This is a genomic window from Pectobacterium araliae (genome assembly GCF_037076465.1).
Taxonomy (GTDB): Bacteria; Pseudomonadota; Gammaproteobacteria; order Enterobacterales; family Enterobacteriaceae; genus Pectobacterium; species Pectobacterium araliae.
Map to the genome: position 1 here is coordinate 2,879,968 of NZ_AP028908.1, position 20,700 is coordinate 2,900,667.

At 55.8% G+C, this 20,700-nt stretch carries 16 protein-coding genes; 7 read left to right on the forward strand and 9 right to left on the reverse strand.

Translation table 11 applies throughout. From position 1 onward, the window contains the following. Positions 1-76 precede the first annotated feature (76 nt). Both AACH44_RS13080 and AACH44_RS13085 read left to right on the forward strand, forming a co-directional pair. Positions 77-598 carry a 1,2-dihydroxy-3-keto-5-methylthiopentene dioxygenase gene (locus AACH44_RS13080; protein ID WP_226292987.1) on the forward strand — a complete coding sequence of 174 codons (522 nt, stop codon included), beginning with the start codon at positions 77-79 and terminating at the stop codon, positions 596-598. Between the two features lie 84 nt (positions 599-682). Beyond that, on the forward strand, positions 683-1,147 hold the full coding sequence (locus tag AACH44_RS13085; protein WP_338659270.1) for a DUF1456 family protein: 465 nt from the start codon (positions 683-685) through the stop codon (positions 1,145-1,147). A 102-nt stretch (positions 1,148-1,249) separates the two neighbouring features. Here the strand turns inward: AACH44_RS13085 and AACH44_RS13090 are convergent, their stop codons facing one another. The 8 genes from AACH44_RS13090 to AACH44_RS13125 all read right to left on the reverse strand — a co-directional run bounded on the left by AACH44_RS13090 (position 1,250) and on the right by AACH44_RS13125 (position 15,063). Beyond that, positions 1,250-2,194 carry an Rpn family recombination-promoting nuclease/putative transposase gene (locus tag AACH44_RS13090; RefSeq protein ID WP_338659271.1) on the reverse strand — a complete coding sequence of 315 codons (945 nt, stop codon included), beginning with the start codon at positions 2,192-2,194 and terminating at the stop codon, positions 1,250-1,252. 182 nt (positions 2,195-2,376) lie between these two features. After that, positions 2,377-3,210 carry a uroporphyrinogen-III C-methyltransferase gene (gene cobA, locus AACH44_RS13095; protein ID WP_261848022.1) on the reverse strand — a complete coding sequence of 278 codons (834 nt, stop codon included), beginning with the start codon at positions 3,208-3,210 and terminating at the stop codon, positions 2,377-2,379. A 25-nt stretch (positions 3,211-3,235) separates the two neighbouring features. Then, a complete protein-coding gene (locus AACH44_RS13100; RefSeq protein ID WP_261848021.1) occupies positions 3,236-5,944 on the reverse strand; it encodes a nitrate reductase in 2,709 nt (902 codons plus the stop codon). Further along, positions 5,941-10,137 (reverse strand): nitrite reductase large subunit NirB, encoded by a 4,197-nt coding sequence (gene nirB, locus AACH44_RS13105; RefSeq protein ID WP_261848087.1) that lies wholly within the window; start codon positions 10,135-10,137, stop codon positions 5,941-5,943. The genes AACH44_RS13100 and nirB overlap by 4 nt, the downstream gene beginning before the upstream one ends. A gap of 16 nt (positions 10,138-10,153) precedes the next feature. After that, positions 10,154-10,948: an ABC transporter ATP-binding protein gene (locus AACH44_RS13110; RefSeq protein WP_261848020.1), complete on the reverse strand. Its 795-nt coding sequence runs from the start codon at positions 10,946-10,948 to the stop codon at positions 10,154-10,156. 10 nt (positions 10,949-10,958) lie between these two features. Further along, complete coding sequence (ntrB, locus tag AACH44_RS13115; protein WP_261848086.1) at positions 10,959-11,864, reverse strand: nitrate ABC transporter permease; 906 nt, start codon at positions 11,862-11,864, stop codon at positions 10,959-10,961. A 12-nt stretch (positions 11,865-11,876) separates the two neighbouring features. Further along, the gene (locus tag AACH44_RS13120) at positions 11,877-13,136 is read right to left on the reverse strand and encodes a CmpA/NrtA family ABC transporter substrate-binding protein (protein ID WP_261848019.1); all 1,260 of its coding nucleotides are present in this window, start codon (positions 13,134-13,136) and stop codon (positions 11,877-11,879) included. A 637-nt stretch (positions 13,137-13,773) separates the two neighbouring features. Then, positions 13,774-15,063: a nitrate regulatory protein gene (locus AACH44_RS13125; protein WP_261848018.1), complete on the reverse strand. Its 1,290-nt coding sequence runs from the start codon at positions 15,061-15,063 to the stop codon at positions 13,774-13,776. 637 nt (positions 15,064-15,700) lie between these two features. On the opposite strand from AACH44_RS13125, the gene cydA reads away from it, so the two are divergent. The 5 genes from cydA to AACH44_RS13150 all read left to right on the forward strand — a co-directional run bounded on the left by cydA (position 15,701) and on the right by AACH44_RS13150 (position 19,403). Next, on the forward strand, positions 15,701-17,278 hold the full coding sequence (gene cydA, locus AACH44_RS13130; RefSeq protein WP_261848017.1) for a cytochrome ubiquinol oxidase subunit I: 1,578 nt from the start codon (positions 15,701-15,703) through the stop codon (positions 17,276-17,278). A gap of 14 nt (positions 17,279-17,292) precedes the next feature. Next, a complete protein-coding gene (cydB, locus tag AACH44_RS13135) occupies positions 17,293-18,432 on the forward strand; it encodes a cytochrome d ubiquinol oxidase subunit II (protein WP_261848016.1) in 1,140 nt (379 codons plus the stop codon). A 19-nt stretch (positions 18,433-18,451) separates the two neighbouring features. Beyond that, entirely contained in the window at positions 18,452-18,553 is a 102-nt protein-coding gene (cydX, locus tag AACH44_RS13140) for a cytochrome bd-I oxidase subunit CydX (RefSeq protein ID WP_261848015.1), read from the forward strand. Positions 18,554-18,698: 145 nt separating this feature from the next. After that, complete coding sequence (locus AACH44_RS13145) at positions 18,699-19,064, forward strand: YidH family protein (protein ID WP_261848085.1); 366 nt, start codon at positions 18,699-18,701, stop codon at positions 19,062-19,064. Positions 19,065-19,067: 3 nt separating this feature from the next. After that, positions 19,068-19,403, forward strand: coding sequence for a DUF202 domain-containing protein (locus AACH44_RS13150; RefSeq protein ID WP_261848014.1), 336 nt, complete (start codon positions 19,068-19,070; stop codon positions 19,401-19,403). 44 nt (positions 19,404-19,447) lie between these two features. Here AACH44_RS13150 and fdhE read toward each other — a convergent pair whose 3' ends face one another. Beyond that, positions 19,448-20,377, reverse strand: a complete 930-nt coding sequence (gene fdhE / locus AACH44_RS13155) for a formate dehydrogenase accessory protein FdhE (RefSeq protein ID WP_261848013.1) — start codon at positions 20,375-20,377, stop codon at positions 19,448-19,450. Positions 20,378-20,700 lie beyond the last annotated feature (323 nt).

The following is a 20,700-nucleotide window of genomic DNA, read 5'->3' on the forward strand; positions in this document are numbered from 1 at the left end:
TATAAAAAAAGCATCTTGTTTTTTATCCCTATAAAGTTAATGGTTAAGGTTCTTCTATATCTAAGGGAAAGCAGACATGACAACGCTATCGATTTACCACCGTCCGCAGATCACACAGCCCGTCCAGCAGATCACCACGTTTAATGACATCGCTTCCCTGCTCGCCAGCGCCGGGATCCAGCTAGAACATTGGCAGACCGACGCACCTCCGCTTGACGCCAGCAGCGAAACCATTTTGACGCAATACCATGCCGATATTGAGCGTCTCAAACAGCAGGAAGGCTACACCTCTGCCGACGTGATCAGTCTGACGCCAGATCATGCCGAGAGACTGGCGCTGCGGGAAAAGTTTCTTCAGGAACACACCCATAGTGAAGATGAAGTGCGCTTCTTCGTGCGCGGCAGCGGAAGCTTCTTTGTGCCGATTGGCGAGCAGGTTTTCCAGCTTACCTGTGAGGCAGGCGATCTCTTACGTGTTCCCGCCAACACGCCGCACTGGTTTGACTGCGGCGAATTTCCTGATTTTGTCGCGATCCGTATTTTTACCAATCCAGAAGGCTGGGTTGGGCACTTTACCGGACGGGAGACGTTTCACTAATTCCACGATCGTTTCTGCATTTCTCCGCCGTTCCCTTTATACTGTGCGTTTTGTACGAAGACGAACGGCGAGACCCCCTCCGTAATGATGAACAACGATGTCCTGCGCAGCGTGCGCTATATGCTGAATTTCAATAATGACCACCTGCTGAAGATCCTGGCGCTGGTGGAGATGACCGTCCCCCCCCAGCAGTTGGCGAGCTACGTCAAAAAAGAGGGAGAGGAAGGCTATCAGCCTTGCCCAGACATCGTGATGAGTTATTTCCTGAATGGACTGATTCTGCAAAAACGCGGTCAAGATGAAAACCAGCCTGCGCCGCAATTTGAACGTAAGATGACCAACAATATTATTCTGAAAAAGCTGCGTGTCGCGTTTTCACTCAAAACGGATGATATTCAGGCGATCCTGCTGGCACAAAATTTTCGCATTTCAGTACCGGAAGTCACCGCGATGATGCGCGCACCTGACCATAAAAACTATCGCACCTGCGGCGATCAGGTGATCCGCTATTTCCTGAAAGGGCTAACGGCGCGAGTCCGTAAAAGTTAAAAGCAACGCGTTAGCGAAAGAACGTGAGCGTTGCCTGACTGACCTTTCTCGTAAAAGCATCAGCAACGCTCAATTTTTAGTGCGGTATTGTTTAGCTCAGTATCAATGCTGTGTGTCATGCAAGATGGCCGCGACCAGTTGCTCCAGCTCTTCTTCCTCAAGCTGAGTGACCTGCTGCACGCTGTTCTTATCCATTCCCGTTAGCAATAAATTACGGGCAATTTGTCTGGCACTGTTTTTCATCCCTTGTTCAATGCCCTGCTCCAATCCTTGCTGAATACCGTGTTGGATGCCTTCCTCGAATCCCATTTTTTTCAATTGTTCTGCAATCGTCATAATGTCCTCCTGACCAGTTGATAGCGGTGCAGCCAGTGCGTCAATGAAATCTGCGGGTTTGGATGTGTTTCCCGCTTGTGCAATATAAAATAACAGCGCCCGACGCTGCGTCAGCGGCACCGACCAGCGTTCAAATAGTAACCCAATCTCACGCGCCAACTCCAGCATATCACGGGTACGAATATGCTTCTGTACCAGTTCCAGTAACGCCATCCGTCGGTGCGTGCGGATTTCATCGTCTGGCATGACAGTTAAATCCACCAGCGGGAAAGGCTGTTCATACAACGCTTGTGCCAGTACGGGATCGGTGAAACTGTCCAACCAGCGGAGGCTGTAAGGATAAGGACGCGCTCTGCCATGATAAAACAGCAGCGGCACCACGAGCGGTAAGCGATCGTGTCCCTGATCCAGATGCTGCTGCATGGCAGCCAGACAATAGCGCAGCAGCCGGAAAGCCATCTGCTTTTCCGGGCGGCTTTGGTGTTCAATCACACAATAAATATATCCTTTACCTGCGGTGGTACGCAGCGAGTACAGCACGTCCGATATCCGCGCGCGCAGCTTTTCATCAATAAACGACGCGGACTCCAGTTGCAGCGTGTTGAAATCACACCGTGCACGGATTTCATCCGGCAGATGGATAGTCAGAAAATCCCGTGCGATCGCGATATCGCTGAGAAACTGTTTGAAGATCGCATCATGCGATGGCATCTCGTCCCCTTCCCTGTAGACCATGACTAAAAATTCAGTAGGGAGGGTAACGGGGATGCGATAACAAAACAGGAAACAGCGGAGAAAGTGGAAAGCGCCTCGAAGAAAAACACGTTCTTTCACGTTAAAAAGTACTTCACATTCAAAATGAGGCGCTAATCGTCAAAAAGAATCTGTTGCCGTCAGGCGGCTGCATGCTTTTCCATCATCAAACGTGCAGGGGCTGCATCAACATGCAGCGCCGGATGACGGCAGAAGCGCACGACGTCACCCACCACCAACAGGCTCGGCGACTGTGGCTGATAGCGAGCCAACAATGCCGGTAAGGTTGCCAGCGTCGCGGTCAATAACCGCTGATCCGGCTGGGTACCGCGTTCAATAATCGCGACAGGCGTCTGCGCGGACAGACCGTGTTCGATCAGGCGCTGGCACAGTCGACTGCTGTGGCTCAGCCCCATATAGAACACCAGCGTTTGCTGGCTGTCCGCCAGTGTCGGCCAGTCCAATTGCGGTTCGCCATCGCGCGAATGGCCGGTCACGAAGCGTACCGACTGCGCGCAGGCACGATGCGTCAGCGGTAGCCCCACTGCCGCCGCACAGCCTGTCGCGGCAGTAATACCGGGCACCACATGACAGACAATCCCGGCCTGCTGGGCATAATTCATCTCTTCGCCGCCGCGACCAAAAATAAAGGGGTCGCCGCCTTTCAGGCGGATCACCCGTTGCCCAGCCTGCGCCAGTTCAACCAACAGCTGATTGATTTTCTCCTGCGACAAACGGTGGCAGCCGCGCGTTTTTCCGACATCGATACACAGTGCCTGCTCCGGCACCAAATCCATAATCTCCGCCGACACCAGCCGATCGTAGACCACCACATCCGCCTGCTGGATTGCCCGCAACGCCTTCAGCGTCAGCAGTTCTACATCGCCCGGCCCTGCGCCTACCAGCCAGATTTCACCGCCGAGTACGGGCTGACGGCGCTGGCCTGCGGCCAATATTGATTGTGTTGTCATCATGTCACACCTCATTACGCCGTGGCGCTCAACCTGCTTTTTTCAATTCATTGACCGTTATCGGCACATGCTGACGCAATAACGCCTTCAGTTCAGGGATACAAGAACCGCAGTTGGTGCCGCATTTCAGCGTGCCGCCTAACGCTGCCACGCTGTGGCAGCCTTTACGAATCGCGCCGACGATGATCGCTTCGCCAACGCTATAGCAACTGCAAATCGTGGTTCCCTGCTGCACCTGTCCTTGTGGAGCCTGACCTGCCAGCAGCGCATGGCGCTCGTGCGGTAGCTGCGGTGGAGTAATAAACGCCTGACGCACCGCATCGCTGTCGATACGCAGCGCCTGTGCACTCACATAGCAGGCCAACACCACGCGGCCATCGCGCCAGCCAATCAGGTGAAATACGCCATTGCCCTGCGCAACCTGACACTGCATATTCTCCAACCCATAGTGTTCGGTCAGCCATGCCTGCCAGTCGTCTACTGGCTCGCGGTCAGCAAACAGATACTGCGTCACGCCTTCACGAGGGATCTTGCTCCAGTAGGGAGTGGGCGGCGGCAGAACATCATACTCTGCGGGTAAGGTTAATGGCGCTGAAACGGGTTCGTCGGCAAAAAACAGCGTGGCCTGCCAGGCGGTATGCCAAGGCTGGATACGCACCCGACTGTGCTTACTTTCCGGCTGACCGGAATACGGATCGGTAATCGGTGCGACTAAACTGTCAGCCCGCGCCTGAGCGCTGAACTGCTGATTCCAATGCATCGGTACAAACACACTGCCGCGTGCTTGCCCGGCATCGAGTCGCGCCCGCGCCAGCATCCAACCATGCACCGACGACAAACGCACCAGATCGCCCGCCTGAATATCATGCGTCTGCGCATCCTGTGGATGCAGCTCGCAGTAGGGTTCGCTGATATGACGCATCAGCCGAGCCGCTTTGCCAGTCCGCGTCATGGTGTGCCACTGATCGCGAATACGCCCGGTGTTCAGTATCAGCGGATACGCCGCGCTCCACGGACTTTGCGGCAGCGACGGTGTTACCGCCACCAGACGCGCTTTACCATCGGCATGCCAGAATCGGCCATCGTCACCCAGTCGGGCACGTCCGTTCGGAAATGCCGCATTCACTGGCCACTGTATCGGTTCCAACTGCTGCCACTGCTGATTGCTGAGCGTCGCCAGCCCGCTGATATCAAACGCACGGCTACCGTCATTCTCAAACCCGGACAGCGCCGCATGTTCACGAAAAATCTCTGCGGGATGCTGATAGGTAAACGCTTCAGCAAAACCCATACGCTGCGCTACCTGATTCAGCATCCACCAGTCAGCTTTGGCTTCCCCCGGTGCGGTCAGAAAGGCACGCTGACGGGAAAGGCGGCGTTCGGAATTGGTCACCGTGCCGTCCTTTTCTCCCCAGCCCAGCGCGGGCAGTAAGATATCAGCGGTTTCTGCGGTATCGGTATGACGCATCACCTCGGAGACGATCACCAGCGGGCAGCGTTCCAGCGCCTGTTTCACCCGATCGGCATCCGGCATCGACACCACCGGATTAGTGCCCATGATCCACACCGCTTTAATATCGCCGCGTTCAACCGCGCGAAACAGTTCCACCGCATTCAGACCGGGCTGCGTCGCCACATTATCGCTCTGCCAGAAGCGCCCTACGCGCTCGATGTCCTGTGGCGTAAAACCCATGTGGCTGGCAAGCTGATTAGCTAACCCGCCCACTTCCCGTCCACCCATCGCATTTGGCTGTCCGGTTATCGAAAAGGGGCCGGAACCCGACACGCCGATTTTACCGCTCAGCAGATGCGCATTAATGATGGCGTTGCATTTATCACTGCCCGAGGACGATTGATTTACGCCCTGCGAATAGAGCGTGACCACTTTATCGCTGGTGCTGAACAGGTGATAGAAACACTCGATATCGGCTTCATCTAACCGACAGAACTCCGCGACCTGCGCCACCGACCACGCCTGCGCTGACTGTAATGCCTCTTCCACGCCGGAAAAACGCTCGGCCAATTCGGCGATATCGATGCGCGAACCCTGTGCAAGCCAATGCAGCAGGCCATTGAACAACCCAGCATCGCTGCCGGGCTGCAGCGGTAAATGCAGATCGGCAATGTCGCAGGTCGCGGTACGTCGAGGATCGATCACCACCACCTGCATCTGTGGCCGCTGCTGTTTCGCCTGCACCAGTCGCTGGTACACCACCGGATGCGCCCAGGCGGTATTAGAACCGACCAGCACCACCACATCCGCCAGTTCGATATCTTCATAACTACAGGGAACGGCATCCGCCCCTAGTCCGCGCTTATAGCCAATCACCGCAGACGCCATGCACAGCCGCGAATTGGTATCCATATTGGCGACGCCAATAAAGCCTTTCATCAGCTTGTTGGCGACGTAGTAATCTTCCGTCAACAGCTGGCCTGAACCATAAAACGCGACCGACTGCGGGCCGTGCTGCTGCATGGTCGCCAGCAGCCGTTCGGCCACCGTATCGAGCGCCTGATCCCAGCTCACTCGCCGCCCTTCCACCAGCGGCCACAGCAATCGGCCTTTCAAATCCAGCGTCTCTCCCAGCGCAGAACCTTTGACACACAGACGCCCGAAGTTCGCAGGGTGTGCGGGATCCCCGCTGATCTTTACCGCCCCTTGTCCATCGTGTTCTGCCAGCACGCCACAGCCGACACCACAATACGGGCAGGTTGTCCGACAGACGCGCGCGTTCATGATGCTTTCGCCATAGCCGTCTCTGCCAGCGAGACGCTTTCAGGCACGGCCAGCGGTTGACGGCATACCCAGATTTCATCATCTTCCACGCGCACCGGCCACGCACGTACGTACAGCCCGCTGTCATCCGGGCTGACGCCATCCCGCAGCTTGAAGCGTTTTTTGTACAGCGGAGAAATCACGACTGGCTCACCCGCCACGTCACCCAGTAGCCCACGCGACAGCACGTTCGCCCCACTGCCCGGTTCGTGGTTTTCTAACGCGTACACCTGCTGCTCGCTACCCGGTAGGTGGAACAGCGCGATCTGCTGCTGTCCGAGGCGCGCCGCCATGCCAGCATGACGCGGAATATCGCCCAGCGTCGCGACCTGCACCCACTCCGCTTCATGCGCGGCGGGTTTTAGCACCGCGGGTTCTGGCGATACCGCTTTCTCATGATCCTGTGCCGGACGGATCTGCCCACGCTCCGGCACCATCACCACCGCTTCATCCGGACTATCGCTATTCAGGAAGCCGCGGAACAGCGCCAGGCGTTCCGGGCTTTCCAGCGTGGTTTGCCATTCGCACTGGTAGGCATCCACCACGCGCTGCATCTCTTTATCTAACTCTTCGCCGATGTTCAGGCTGTCTTCCAGAATCACCTGACGCAGATAGTCGATACCGCCCTCCAGATTATCCATCCAGGTGCTGGTGCGCTGGAGGCGATCGCCGGTGCGGATATAAAACATCAACACCCGATCGATGGTGCGCAGCAGGGTTTCCATATCCAGATCGCTGGCGAAGAGATCCGCATGACGCGGTTTCATGCCACCATTGCCGCACACGTACAGATTCCAGCCTTTATCGGTGGCAATCACGCCGATGTCTTTGCTTTGAGCCTCCGCACATTCACGGGTACAGCCGGACACCGCCATTTTGACTTTGTGCGGCGAGCGCAGCCCCTTGTAACGATGCTCCAGTTGGATCGCCAGCCCGGTGGAATCCTGCACGCCGTAGCGGCACCAGGTCGAGCCCACGCAGGATTTCACGGTACGCAGCGATTTACCGTAGGCATGGCCGGTTTCGAATCCGGCATCGATCAGCTCACGCCAGATCTCTGGAAGCTGCTCTAAGCGAGCACCGAATAAATCCACCCGCTGGCCGCCAGTGATCTTGGTGTACAGGTTATAGCGCTGCGCAACCTGACCGATAGCGATCAGGCCTTCTGGCGTGATCTCCCCCGCCGGAACGCGCGGTACAACGGAATAGGTGCCATCTTTCTGGATGTTGGCAAAGAAACGATCGTTGGTATCCTGCAACGGCAGGTGCTGCGGTTGCAGCAGGTAGTCATTCCAGCAGGAGGCCAGCATTGATCCCACCAGTGGCTTACACACTTCGCAGCCCAAACCGTGGCCGTAACGCTCAAGGAGACTGTCGAACGAGCGGATCTCATGCACGCGGATCAGGTGATACAGCTCCTGACGTGAATAGGCGAAATGCTCACAAATGTCCTTCTTCACTTCGACGCCCAGCTGCGTCAGTTCGTACTCCATCACCTGTTTAAGCAACGGCACACAGCCACCGCAGCCCGTCCCCGCTTTGGTGCAGGTTTTCAGCGCACCCAGTTCGCCGCAGCCGCCCGCCACCGCCGCCGAGATATCGCCTTTGCTGACGTTATGGCAGGAGCAAATCTGTGCGCTGGCGGGTAATGCCGCCACGCCCAATCCTTTCGGCGCATCACCGGAACGCGCGGGCAAAATCAATCCTTCCGGCTGTGTAGGCAACGGCATACCGTTGAGCATCATTTGCAACAGCGTGCTGTAATCACTGCTGTCGCCGATCAATACAGCACCCAGTAAACGCTTACCGTCGGCAGACACGACAATTTTCTTGTAGACCTCGTTCGGGCCGTCCGTCCACTGGTAGCTTTGGCTTCCCGCCGTGCGCCCATGAGCATCGCCAATCGAGGCGACTTCTACGCCCAACAATTTCAGCTTGGTGCTCATGTCCGCGCCAGTAAATGGCGTATCGCGCTGCGCCAGCGTATCCGCCACGCTGCGTGCCATCTGGTAGCCCGGTGCCACCAGCCCGAAAATTTGCCCTTTCCACAGCGCACACTCGCCGATGGCGAAAATCGCGTCATCGGAAGTCTGGCAGCGGTCGTCAATCACAATGCCGCCGCGCGGCCCTTTCTCTAAATCTAAATCGCAGCTATCTGCCAGTTTGTCGCGCGGGCGAATCCCGGCGGAAAACAGTACCAGATCGGTTTCCAGCACGCTGCCGTCAGCAAAGCAGAGGCGATGCACCGCTTGCTCGCCGTCGGTGATTTCCCGCGTTTCTTTGCTGAGATGAATCTGTACGCCCAGCGCTTCAATCTTGCGGCGCAACATGGTGGCACCGCCGTCATCCAGCTGTACCGCCATCAGACGCGGAGCAAACTCCACCACATGCGTGTCCAGCCCCAGTTGACGCAAGGCGTTTGCGGCTTCCAGCCCCAGCAGGCCGCCGCCAATCACCACGCCAGACTTGCCCTTTTTCGCCTGTGCTGCAATCGCATCCAGATCGTCCAGCGTGCGATACACCAGACAGCCGGGGCGCGTGTTGCCGGGAATCGGCGGAACAAAGGCATAAGACCCCGTCGCCAGCACCAGTTTGTCGTAGGCGGTTTCTCTGCCCTGCGCATCACACACGCACTGACGTTCACGATCGATAGCCACGATCTCGCTGGCACTGCGCAGCTCAATGCCGCTCTCGGCAAAAAAGCCGTCTTTTACCAGCGACAGCGAAGCGGCACTGCGGCCGGAGAAATACTCGGAGAGGTGAACGCGGTCATAAGCTTCATGGCGTTCTTCGCCGAATACGACGATGTGGTAATGCTGATGCAGGTCGCGTTCAACCAGCTGTTCAAGAAAATAGTGGCCGACCATACCGTGGCCGACGACCACCAAAATAGGTTTGCTCATGACAGGGATCCTTACAGCTTCAGGCTGTGGGTCAGAATCAGGGGAAGAAAGGCCGAAAAGCAGCGAGGCAGGCGGAATCATCTCGCCTTCTGTCGCGCTATCCATCGCGGCCAGCAGGCGCTGGCTGTCGTCAGTGTCGCCATACAGCAGGACTCCGCTCAGCCGACCGTCGCGAACGAGCAGACGACGGTAGTGCTGCGTCTGCGGATCAAAAAGGGTGTACACCTCATCATCCGGTGTAACGTTAATATCGCCGCCGCTGACCACACCAATACCGGTGACCTTCAGTCGCGTCGCCGCCTGCTCACGCTGGTAGTCTGCCGGTGTATGTCCGGCAAGGCGCTGTGCCACCAGCGTGGCCTGGGCGAAACACGGGGCAACCAGCCCAAATATTTCGCCATTGAGTTCACAGCATTCACCGATCGCGCTGATATACGGGTCGGCGGTTTGCAACTGTCCATCCACCAGTACGCCACGGTTGCAGGGCAAGCCGCATTCCCGCGCCAGTTGACTGGCAGGAATCACGCCCGCCGTCACCACCACCAGCCCCGCCGGAATCGTTCGGTCATCGCCCAGTGCGACCGCCGTCACCCCGCGCTCATCGCCATACAGCGCCACAACCTGCACATCCGTCTCGCAGGCAATGCCGCGTTCGCGCAGGCTGTCGCACAGTAGGTCACTCGCCGTGGCATCCAGTTGACGCTCCATCAGAACCGGAACACGATGCAGCAACGTGACGTCGGCACCGCGCAGTTGCAGCGCCGCGGCGGCTTCAATACCGAGCAAACCGCCGCCAATCACCACCGCAGGAACGGACTGGCGAATCGTCGCCAACATCAGCTCGACATCATCCAGCGTGCGGAAGCCGCACACGCCCGCCAGATCGATACCCGGCATCGGCGGCATAAACGGCGTGGAACCGGTCGCCAATACCAGATGATCGTAATGCAGTTGCCGTTGCGTGGTTGTCACCTCACGCTGCTGGCGATCGATATGGATTACCCGCTCACCCAGCAGATAATTGACCGGCAGCGCCGCATCGTCGTCGAGAGCCGCTGGCGTCAGCAGCGTATCCGTAAACGCTTTTTCGCCGCTCAATACCGGCGACAGCAGGATGCGGTTATAGCTGGCGCGCGGTTCATCGCCAATCACGGTGATTCGGAAGCGCGTTGCGGCCAGTTGGCGCAGCACATTGACGAATCGCGCACTCGCCATCCCGTTACCAATCACAATCAGATGCGGTTTCATCATCGTTCCGGCCTCGCTGTCAGGCTGCTTTAGGCTGTTTTTCATATAAGAAATGCAGCACCTGCTGACGGTAATGGTGGTAGCGTGGATCGTCGGCCAGTACGACGCGTGAACGCGGACGTTCCAGCTCAACTTTCATGATTTCACCAACCGTCGCCGCCGGGCCGTTGGTCATCATCAGCACGCGATCCGACAGCAGTACCGCTTCGTCGACATCGTGGGTGATCAGCACAATCGTGGTTTGCAACCGCTGCTGAATCTCCATCACCGCATCCTGAAGATGTGCGCGGGTCAGCGCATCCAGCGCGCCGAACGGTTCATCCATCAGCAGGACTTTCGGCTTCATGGCCAGCGCGCGGGCAATCCCTACACGCTGCTTCATCCCGCCGGAGATCTCATTCGGCCGCTTGTTCAGCGCGTGCTCCATATGCACCAGTCCGAGATTGTGGGTAATCCATTCGTGCATTTCGCGCTTGTTCATCTGGCCGCGAAACACCTGGCGTACCGCCAGCGCCACGTTTTCATAGGTGGTCAGCCACGGCAGCAGCGAGTGGTTCTGAAAGACCACGCCGCGCTCCGGCCCCGGGCCGTCGATTTCACGGTTGTCACACAGCAGACCGCCGCTGCTCGGCAGCGTCAGGCCAGCAATCAGGTTCAATAACGTGGACTTGCCGCAGCCGGAATGGCCGATCAGGCTGATCGTCTCGCCAGTGTGAATATCAAAACTCACCTGATCCAGCGCCAGAAACTCACCGCTGGCGGTATTGAAACGCTGGCTCACCTGCTGCACTTGAATAATGGGTGTTGTACGCATCGTCGGCTCCTTAGCGGTTGTCATAGCTGAAACGGTTAGCAATCCACACCAGCCCCTGCTCAAGCAGCAGACCGATAACGCCAATCACCACGATGGCGATAATGATGTTTTCCACATTCAGGTTATTCCACTCATTCCAAATCCAGAAGCCGATACCGACGCCGCCGGTCAGCATTTCCGCCGCAACAATCACCAGCCAGGCGACACCAATCGACAGACGCACACCGGTCAATACGTTAGGCAGCACCGCCGGCAGCAGGATTTTGCGCATGATGGTGAACTCAGAGAGCTTCAACACCCGCGCCACGTTCAGGTAATCCTGCGGGATACGGCGCACGCCTTCGGCGGTGTTGAGGATCATCGGCCAGATAGAACAGATAAAAATCGTCCAACTGGATGCGGGTTCGGCACGCTGGAACAGCAGCAGACCGATAGGCAGCCAGGCCAGCGGACTGACCGGGCGCAGCAGCGAAATGATCGGGTTGAGCATGTTAGCCAGAAAGTTAAAACGCCCAATCAGGAAGCCAGTGGGAATCCCCACCAGCGCCGCCAACCCGAAACCGATGCCGACACGTTGCAGTGAGGCCAATACGTTCCAACCGATGCCCTGATCGTTCGGCCCTGCGATGTAAAACGGATCGGCAAAGAGGCTGAGCGCCGCAAGCCAGGTCGTCCACGGCGTCGGGAAGTTTTCGCTGTTGAGTGCGGCAATCTGCCAGACCGCAACCAGCAGCCCCAGTCCCAGTACCGCAGGGAAAAGTGGTTGAAACAGCTTGCGCAGCAGCGGGCGGTAGGCGAAAGCCGGTGCCTTTGCCGGCGTTGCGGGTTTAGTCGGCAGCGGCGTAATGTCGGCGCTGCGTACGGTTTCCGGGGCGTTATCCGCGGTAATGGGAATGACCTGAGCCTGGTTTTTCATCATCAACCTCACTTATTTCTTCACGCTAAAACTGTTGGCATAACCCGCCGGATCGCTACCGTCCCAGCGGACGCCATCGATGAGCACGCTGCTGCGCATGTCGCTACCGGGCAAGGGCACATTCCCCACGGCATCGGCCGCCTGCTTATAGATATCAATACGGTTAACCTGCTTCGCGACAGCCAGATAATCCGGCTCTTCGGTGAGCAAGCCCCAGCGTTTGTGCTGGGTGAGGAACCACATGCCGTCGGACAGGTACGGGTAGTTCACGGAACCGTCGTGGTAGAAACGCATCGCGTGTTCGTCTTTCCAGCTTTTCCCCAGCCCGTTCTCGTACTGTCCCAGCATGCGTCCAACGATAGTTTCTTCTTTGGCATTGATGTACGCACGTCCGGCAACCACGCCAGCCGTTTCTCGGCGGTTGTCGTCCGAGGTATCAATCCAGCGCGAAGCCTCAAGAATCGCGGCGGTCAGCGCGCGGGCGCTATTTGGGTTGGCGTTTACCCAGTCCGCACGGATGCCCAGCACTTTTTCCGGATGATCTGGCCAAATATCTTGCGAGGTGGCGGCAGTAAAGCCGATGTTTTCGCTGATGGCACGCTGGTTCCACGGCTCGCCGACACAATAGCCAACCATGTTGCCAATCTTCATGTTCATCACCATCTGCGGCGGCGGCACCACCACGGTACGCACGTCGTTCAGCGGATGAATGCCGGCTGAGGCCAGCCAGTAATAGAGCCACATGGCGTGCGTGCCAGTTGGGAAGGTTTGCGCGAAGGTATAGGTGCCCGCTGGGCTGGCAGCGATATGCTTTTGCAGTGCCGCCAGATCCGTGACGTTGGCTGCACGCAGCTGGTTCGCCAGCGTAATGCCTTGTCCGTTTTGGTTGAGCGTCATCAGTGCCGCCATGTTGCTCTGCGATCCAGACAGCCCCATTTGCAGGCCGTATAGCTGACCATACAGAATGTGTGCGGCGTCCAGCTCGCCCGATACCAGTTTGTCACGTACCGCCGCCCAACTGGCTTCTTTGCTGGGAACAATGGTGATGCCGTATTTCTTATCGAAACCTTTCACTGCGGCCATCACAACCGAGGCACAGTCCGTTAACGGGATAAACCCAACCCGAATTTCCTTTTTCTCCGGTGCATCGGAACCCGCAGCCCACGCACTATTCATCAACCCTGGTAGCATCAAGCTGCCCCCCAGTGCGGCACTCCCCAACAAAAACTGGCGGCGAGAGACGGTCATGCTTTTGGTTTTGGAATCACTCATCAACGACACCCTTGTGCAAAAACGCCTTTTCAGGCGGTAAAAACAAAAACGGCGTCCACAAGCCCATGCAGAATCTGCACGCTTATGGACGCCGTTGTCCGATTAACACCTTCCGCACCGCCGTTGGCCCGAAACGCATTATGAATGTTTGGTTGTTGCTAATGAGTTAAAGCAAGGTTTGTGCCAGATATCACAGTTTTGCGTATTGACGAAGAGAAGGGTTTAGTTGAGAAGTGGACTGAAAATTCATTAACCATATGTAAAATATGGTGATTGTTTCGTGCGCCACAATATTGCTATTTCTATGCTACGTCGTAGCACGCGCCCGACACGGGGCGCTCAATCGCCGCCGCCCCGTGACCCCTGGCTTTTTCGCGAGAAATAACGTCGCTACGCGATACCTTCAGAAAAAACAGCCTCTTAACGGACCGCCGTTGACGCGTTCCCGACGCGGCAACGGCTTTCGCGGCTTCCCTGCCGCTCATCCTAAGCCTGTTTTTTCCTCAGCGTTATTTACGCTCATCACAACACAACGACGGCGAGAACCTGCCCATATTCGTTATGCAATGCCCCCTTATCAGGCCCCTCCTTGCACCGCCAACTGGCAGAACACGCACAGTTCATGTGCATATACCTCTTAAGGGGTATCACCAAATACATCAGCCACCGCGAGCATCGCCGTCGCGATGTCAATCAGCTTTTTATTCTGGCTCATCGCCATGCGGCGTAGGGTTTTGTAGGCCTCTTCTTCACTTAACCCACGGTGTTGCATCAGCAAGCCCTTCGCACGATCGATCTGTTTCCTTTCATTCAACGTGGCTCGCAACGCAGCCAATTCATGATCCTGCGCCTGTAAGCGACGCGACTGTTGCTGCACCAGCGACAGCAGCGATCTTCCCAGCTGTGGGCTAACACCATCACTATGCAGCCAGCCGGGCTGCGCACTTTGTCCTTCCACGTCGTGACCAGCGATAAATATCGAATAACCGGGATCGCCATGCTCCTGCTGCGCCATCAGTTCTTCGAGATCCGCACGCTGATCGCTGCACGCCTTGTCCGCCGCCGCAATACGGGTGCGGCAGCGCCGCATCAACGTCTGCTCCAGCTCATCTTCCATCTGTTTCATTTCATCAATGCGCCGCGTAGCAACCGAAAACCAGTGCAGGCTATCGACTTCTGACAGTTTTTCAATCGGGCTGCGCGTACACACAATGCGACGTAGGCGCTCAAACTCGCTGTCTACCGCAATAGTGCACCAGCGCCGCTGGCTTTCTTCGTCGCTAAAATTCAGAAAGGTATCGAAACAGCGCTCCTGCCGTTCAATTAAATCCAGTAGCTTTTGCCGGGTGTCCTCATCAACACTGCCCCCAGCATAAGCCGCCGCACCAACAGCACGCTCCTGCCCTGCCAGCTCTTTACCCTGCATAAAGCTGAACATAGCAATCAGCGCACGGGAAATTCCCGGATCGGCCGCCGTGTCGGACACCTCAAAAACCAGCGCCAAGAGGTTACGAATAATGTCGTTGAAAAACGTCATCGCCTGCGGCTGAGGCAACAAACGCTGGCGAATCTGCTGACGCAGCGCGGGCAGCAGGCTCAGCGCATAAACCACGCTGGCAACACGGCTGAATAAACGGCTCGCCTGCGGCAATTCTTCCGTCATTTTTTCCAATCCGGCCAGATGCGTCATCAAGTGCGTCTGCGCCACCTGCACGTCTTTCTCACGTAGCGCCAACTCATCGGCGAACAATCGTCCGTCGGAGCAAAGAAACAGGTTGGCCGTTCCCCGTTCACGCTGTAATAGATGCACGATCTGGCTGATTTTACCCACCAATTCACCGCTTTGCAGCAGGTAACGCAAGCTGTTCAGCTCACACTGGCGCGAGGCAAGTAAAAATCGAATTGTCGTTGAAGGCTCCGCCACCATCGCCGTCTCTCCTGAAAAAACCACATTCAGGAATATGCAATTAGCGCGCCAGTTAACTCGGGACAGTTCAGGAAAATGCAGCAATAAGTGCCGTTATCTTTTTTAATCGGCAGCGTCTATTCACGGTGAAATAAATGTGCGATTTTCCAGTCAGAGAGAAAATGGCGATAGCGGGAGAAATAGTCTGTTGATCGTTTTTACCTGTTACGCCCTCAGGGAAAAATAAAAATCAATACAAAAAGTAACTGTTATATTTACCCTTATTCAATCTGTACCAACAACTTCATAAACACGATAAAGGTTATATCGAAAAATAAGAATTAAAAACTTAAAAATAAAAACACCACAAATTAATATAATAAAAAATAAAATAAAACATGATAATACCCTGAAATTGACACAAGTTAGGTTTCTACTCAACCGAACGAAACTGTACTATTTATCCTTCAGTTTTTGCACGCTATAATCCCCGCACGTTTTATTTACTATTCATTCTTATCTCACTTCAATCAGTGACGTTAATTTCTGACGGATGCAAATATCGTCGGCGCTAATTTATTCGCATTTTATTCATCACTATTTATTCCGGCAAGCATTGGAATAACAGCATTTTCCTGCCTGAAGCTAGGAGCCTAACATGTTTGATGTCGTTGAGCTGTCGCGGCTGCAATTTGCCCTGACTGCCATGTATCACTTTCTTTTCGTCCCGCTGACGCTGGGGTTGTCTTTCCTGCTGGCCATTATGAACACGACTTATGTGTTGACCGGCAAGCAAATCTATAAGGATATGACCAAATTCTGGGGCAAGCTGTTCGCCATCAATTTTGCGCTGGGCGTGGCAACCGGTCTGACGCTGGAATTCCAGTTCGGCACCAACTGGTCTTACTATTCTCACTACGTGGGCGATATTTTTGGTGCGCCGCTGGCAATGGAAGGACTCATGGCGTTCTTCCTCGAATCCACACTGATCGGCCTGTTCTTTTTCGGCTGGGATCGCCTGACCAAAGTCCAGCACATGCTGGTGACCTGGTTCGTCGCGCTGGGTTCCAACTTCTCCGCCCTGTGGATTCTGGTCGCCAACGGCTGGATGCAAAACCCGATTGCCGCCGAATTCAATTATGAAACCATGCGCATGGAAATGCTGAGCTTCGCCGAACTGGTGCTGAACCCGGTCGCGCAGGTGAAGTTTGTGCACACCGTAGCCGCAGGTTATACGGCAGGTGCGATGTTTGTGCTGGGGATCAGCTCTTACTATCTGCTGAGAGGTCGCGATATCGCTTTTGCCAAGCGCTCGTTCGCCATTGCCGCCAGTTTCGGTCTGGCCTCGGTGCTATCCGTGATCGTATTGGGTGATGAATCCGGCTATGTGATGGGTGATGTGCAGAAAACCAAGTTGGCCGCGATCGAAGCCGAATGGGAAACACAGCCTGCCCCCGCCTCTTTCACGCTGTTCGCCATCCCCAATCAGGAAACGATGCAGAATGATTATGCGATCCACGTTCCCTACCTGCTGGGGCTCATCGCCACCCGTTCGCTCGACAAACCCGTCGTCGGCATGAAAGACCTGATGACACAGCATGAGATACGCATTCGTAACGGCATGACGGCCTATGGTCTGCTGGAGGAACTGCGCTCAGGTAACACCGACCCCGCCGTTCGCGCAAAATTTGAGGCCGCCAAGCGCGATCTTGGCTACGGTCTGCTGCTTAAGCGCTATACCGATGACGTCGCCAACGCCAGCGAAAACCAGATTCAGCAGGCAACCAAAGATTCGATTCCTCGCGTCGCACCGCTGTATATCGCTTTTCGCCTGATGGTGGGCTGCGGCGTGCTGATGCTCGGCATTTTTGCTCTGTCGTTCTGGAGCGTCATACGCGGCCGCATGGGGCAACGCAAATGGCTGCACCGCGTGGCGCTGTATGGCATCCCCCTGCCCTGGATCGCGATTGAATCCGGCTGGTTCGTCGCCGAGTACGGTCGCCAGCCGTGGGCAGTCGGTGAAGTTCTGCCTACCGCCATCGCCAATTCGTCTCTGGAAGCACACGACATCCTGCTGTCGATGGGGCTGATTTGCGGACTGTACACGCTATTTCTGATCGCAGAAATGTATCTGATGTTCAAGTTTGCCCGACTGGGGCCAAGCAGCCTGAAAACCGGCCGCTACCACTTTGAACAACCGACAGCATCGCCACTCGCTGCACCTGCAAAATCTTAACGGGAGCCATAATAATGCTGGATTATGAAACATTACGTCTGATTTGGTGGGGATTGATTGGCCTGTTATTCATCGGCTTCGCCATCACTGACGGCTTTGATATGGGCGTAGGCATTCTGCTGCGCCTGCTCGGCAAGACCGATACCGAACGGCGGGTGATGATTAATGTGATCGCCCCGCACTGGGACGGCAATCAGGTCTGGCTGATCACCGCGGCGGGCGCACTGTTCGCCGCCTGGCCGATGGTTTATGCCGCCGCGTTCTCCGGTTTCTACTTCGCTATGATTCTGGTGCTGGCCGCGCTGTTTTTCCGCCCGGTTGGCTTTGATTATCGCTCCAAGCTGGAAAACCACCGCTGGCGTAATATGTGGGATTGGGGCATTTTCATCGGCAGCTTCGTCCCCACGCTGGTGTTCGGCATCGCATTAGGCAACCTGTTACAGGGCGTGCCGCTGAGCGTCGATAAGTATTTGCGCCTCACCTACCACGGTGGGTTCTTTGGCCTGTTGAACCCGTTCGGGCTGCTGGCAGGCGTCGTGAGTGTTGCCATGATCGTCGCACACGGCGCGATTTACCTGCAAATGCGCACCACAGATGCACTTCAGCGTCGCGCGCAAAAAACCGTCCTAATAGCCAGCGCGCTGATGAGCATCATCTTCTTACTGGCTGGCCTGTGGGTGCTGACCGGAATCGACGGCTACATGATTACCTCCACGCTGGATAAAGCGGCTCCATCTAATCCACTGAATAAAGACGTGATCCAGCAGGCCGGTGCCTGGTTAACCAACTTTAATGCGCATCCCGCGCTGTGGGCGATCCCCGCATTGGGTGTAGTTCTGCCGTGGTTCACCTGTCTCTTCTCGCGTGTGAACCGCTGCGGCTGGGGTTTTCTGACCTCATCATTGACGATTGTCTGTGTGATTCTGACGGCAGGGATTACGCTGTTCCCGTTCGTGATGCCTTCCAGCTTTGATCCCAATGTCAGCCTGACCATCTGGGATGCGACGTCCAGCCAGCTTACGCTTCAGGTGATGACCATTCTGGCCTGCATTTTTGTCCCCACCATCCTGCTTTATACCAGTTGGTGTTACTACAAGATGTTCGGTCGGATCGACGCCCGCTACATCGAAGAAAATAAGCATTCCGTTTACTAACGACTTGAGGAGAAAGAGAATGTGGTATTTCGCCTGGATACTCGGCACGCTGCTGGCCTGCGCGTTTGCACTGGTTACCGCGCTGGCGGTTGAGAACCATGAAGCAGCAAAAGACGCTTAAGAAAGAACGGCGCCCCTTCCAGCAGGTGCGTCATCATTTCGTACGGAGACAGCCATCAGGGCAGACGAAATCCGCCAAGGGCGCTAGAATGCAAACGCTGCGCCCAAATCGGATGCCCTCTTTTAACCTGAAATCAGACGACAACATGACAACGCCCAGACAGGACAAAACCCCGTGGTGGCGTCAGGGGAAAACCCCGGACTACCGTTTTTCATTAGCGAATGAGCGCACTTTTCTGGCGTGGATTCGCACCGCGCTGGCGTTTCTTGCGGGTGCTGTCGGTATCGATCAATTTACCGTTCATATCGATCCGCTGGTGCGTCAGGGGCTGGCTCTGCTGCTGGTCGTCTGCGCGGCGTTGCTCGGCGGTCTGGCCTATCGTCGCTGGGTCAGCAATGAGAAAGCGATGCGTCAGGAAAGTGATATGCCGTATACATCGATGCTGCTGATCGTGACGCTGTTTATCAGCCTTATTGCTATCGCGCTTGCCGCGATGATCCTGTTCGGGTAGCACATGGAAACCACTCGCGATCCGGGTTTACAGCCGCAGCGAACCGGCATGGCCTGGACACGCACCCTGTTTGTAATGTTGATAAATAGCTTGCTGTGTTTTCGCCTAAGTATGGTCGATGACAGCCACGCCATTTTTGCCTGCGCCATGCTGCTCTTGTGCGTCTCTACTCTGATGTCGGTGCTGGCGATTCTGCGCTACCGCTTTAGCGCCGCTTGCCAACCCGTGCTATCACGCGCCAGCCACGGACTGATCGCGCTAACATCAGCATCAATAGTGCTCACCGCTCTGGTATTGCTGCTGCACTTCAGCGGTATATGGCAAGGATACATTTTCTGAAAGAAAAGCGGTGAAGCCCAAACGTGCTTCACCGATTAGACTGGCTATTCGATCGTACTTTCCGGGAACAGGAAGGGGTTGATGCTACTGCGAGAAAAACCTTCTTCCTCCATTTTCACATCCAATACCAACGAGGCCAGATCGTCGGCGACGGCTTCCACGCGGTGATCTTTTTCCTGATACAACAGCTTCAGATACGTGCCACAGTGACCGCAGCTTTCCGTTTTGATCGCGGAGTTTTCACTATCCAGCGACCAGTAATTAAGCTCGCTCGATTCTTCACAGTTGCTGCATTTCACCCGCACCATGTGCCATTCGCTCTCGCACAGATTACAGTGCAGATAACGCAGTCCACTGGTCGTACCTAACTGCACCACGCCCGATACCGGAATACTGCCGCACACAGGGCAGAACTGGCGATGTTCGCCGGGTACTGCACGCGCTTTACCGGGCAGTTGGCTTGCCATCTGCGCCCAAAACAACGACAGCGCCGCCCAGATGAACGGAGCTTTATCGTTGCTTTCGGCACGAAACTGGTGTTGCAGCAGCGCCGTTGCCTGCTCTTCCAGCTCCTGCTCTGAGGCTTTTTCCAGATTCTCCAGCGTAGCTAACACCTGTCCGCTGGCATCCGGTTTCAATTCTTCAATCAACGCATGCAGTAGCGTGTGCCAGTGCGCATCACGCGGAAATACGGCGATATCAAGCGGCGGACGTTCACCGGACTGTTTCAGCACGCCACTCAGGTCAAGTTGCAACGGATGATCGTGTAATACCTTCTGCTGGGCTTCCACTACACCTGCGGCGAAGGTGAGATAATCCCCCAACGGGTGATCTTCAGCTAACTGACGCAGACGTTCCGCACGGCTGCTATACAGGCTTTTCAAATTGGCGAAAAGCAGCGGAGGGATATTTCCTTCCGACATCGATTTTTCGTTCTGTTCTAACTGTTCCTGAGGAACAATGCGAATACTCATCAGGGGGATTTTTCCTGTTATTTACGTTGTCTATCCGATAGATTTCGGGGTGCGGGAAGGCTACCAACGCGGTCCGGGTACAATAGCTAACACCAATCGCTTAAAGATCGAGATACACGGGGCGACCACAGGGGTGAACCCTCCCTACGGGAACCTCCCCCTGTGTTTCCCCTAAAAACGGGCTTAAATGATCAGCATTCGGGTATCGCTCAGCTTTAGCCGGGATTATACGCATCGTGCCTATCGACTTCCTGATTTCCGGCAAGGTTATGGCTGTTTTTCGCCATCGATGCCGTCACCTTCCGTCATGACGGAAACAGTAG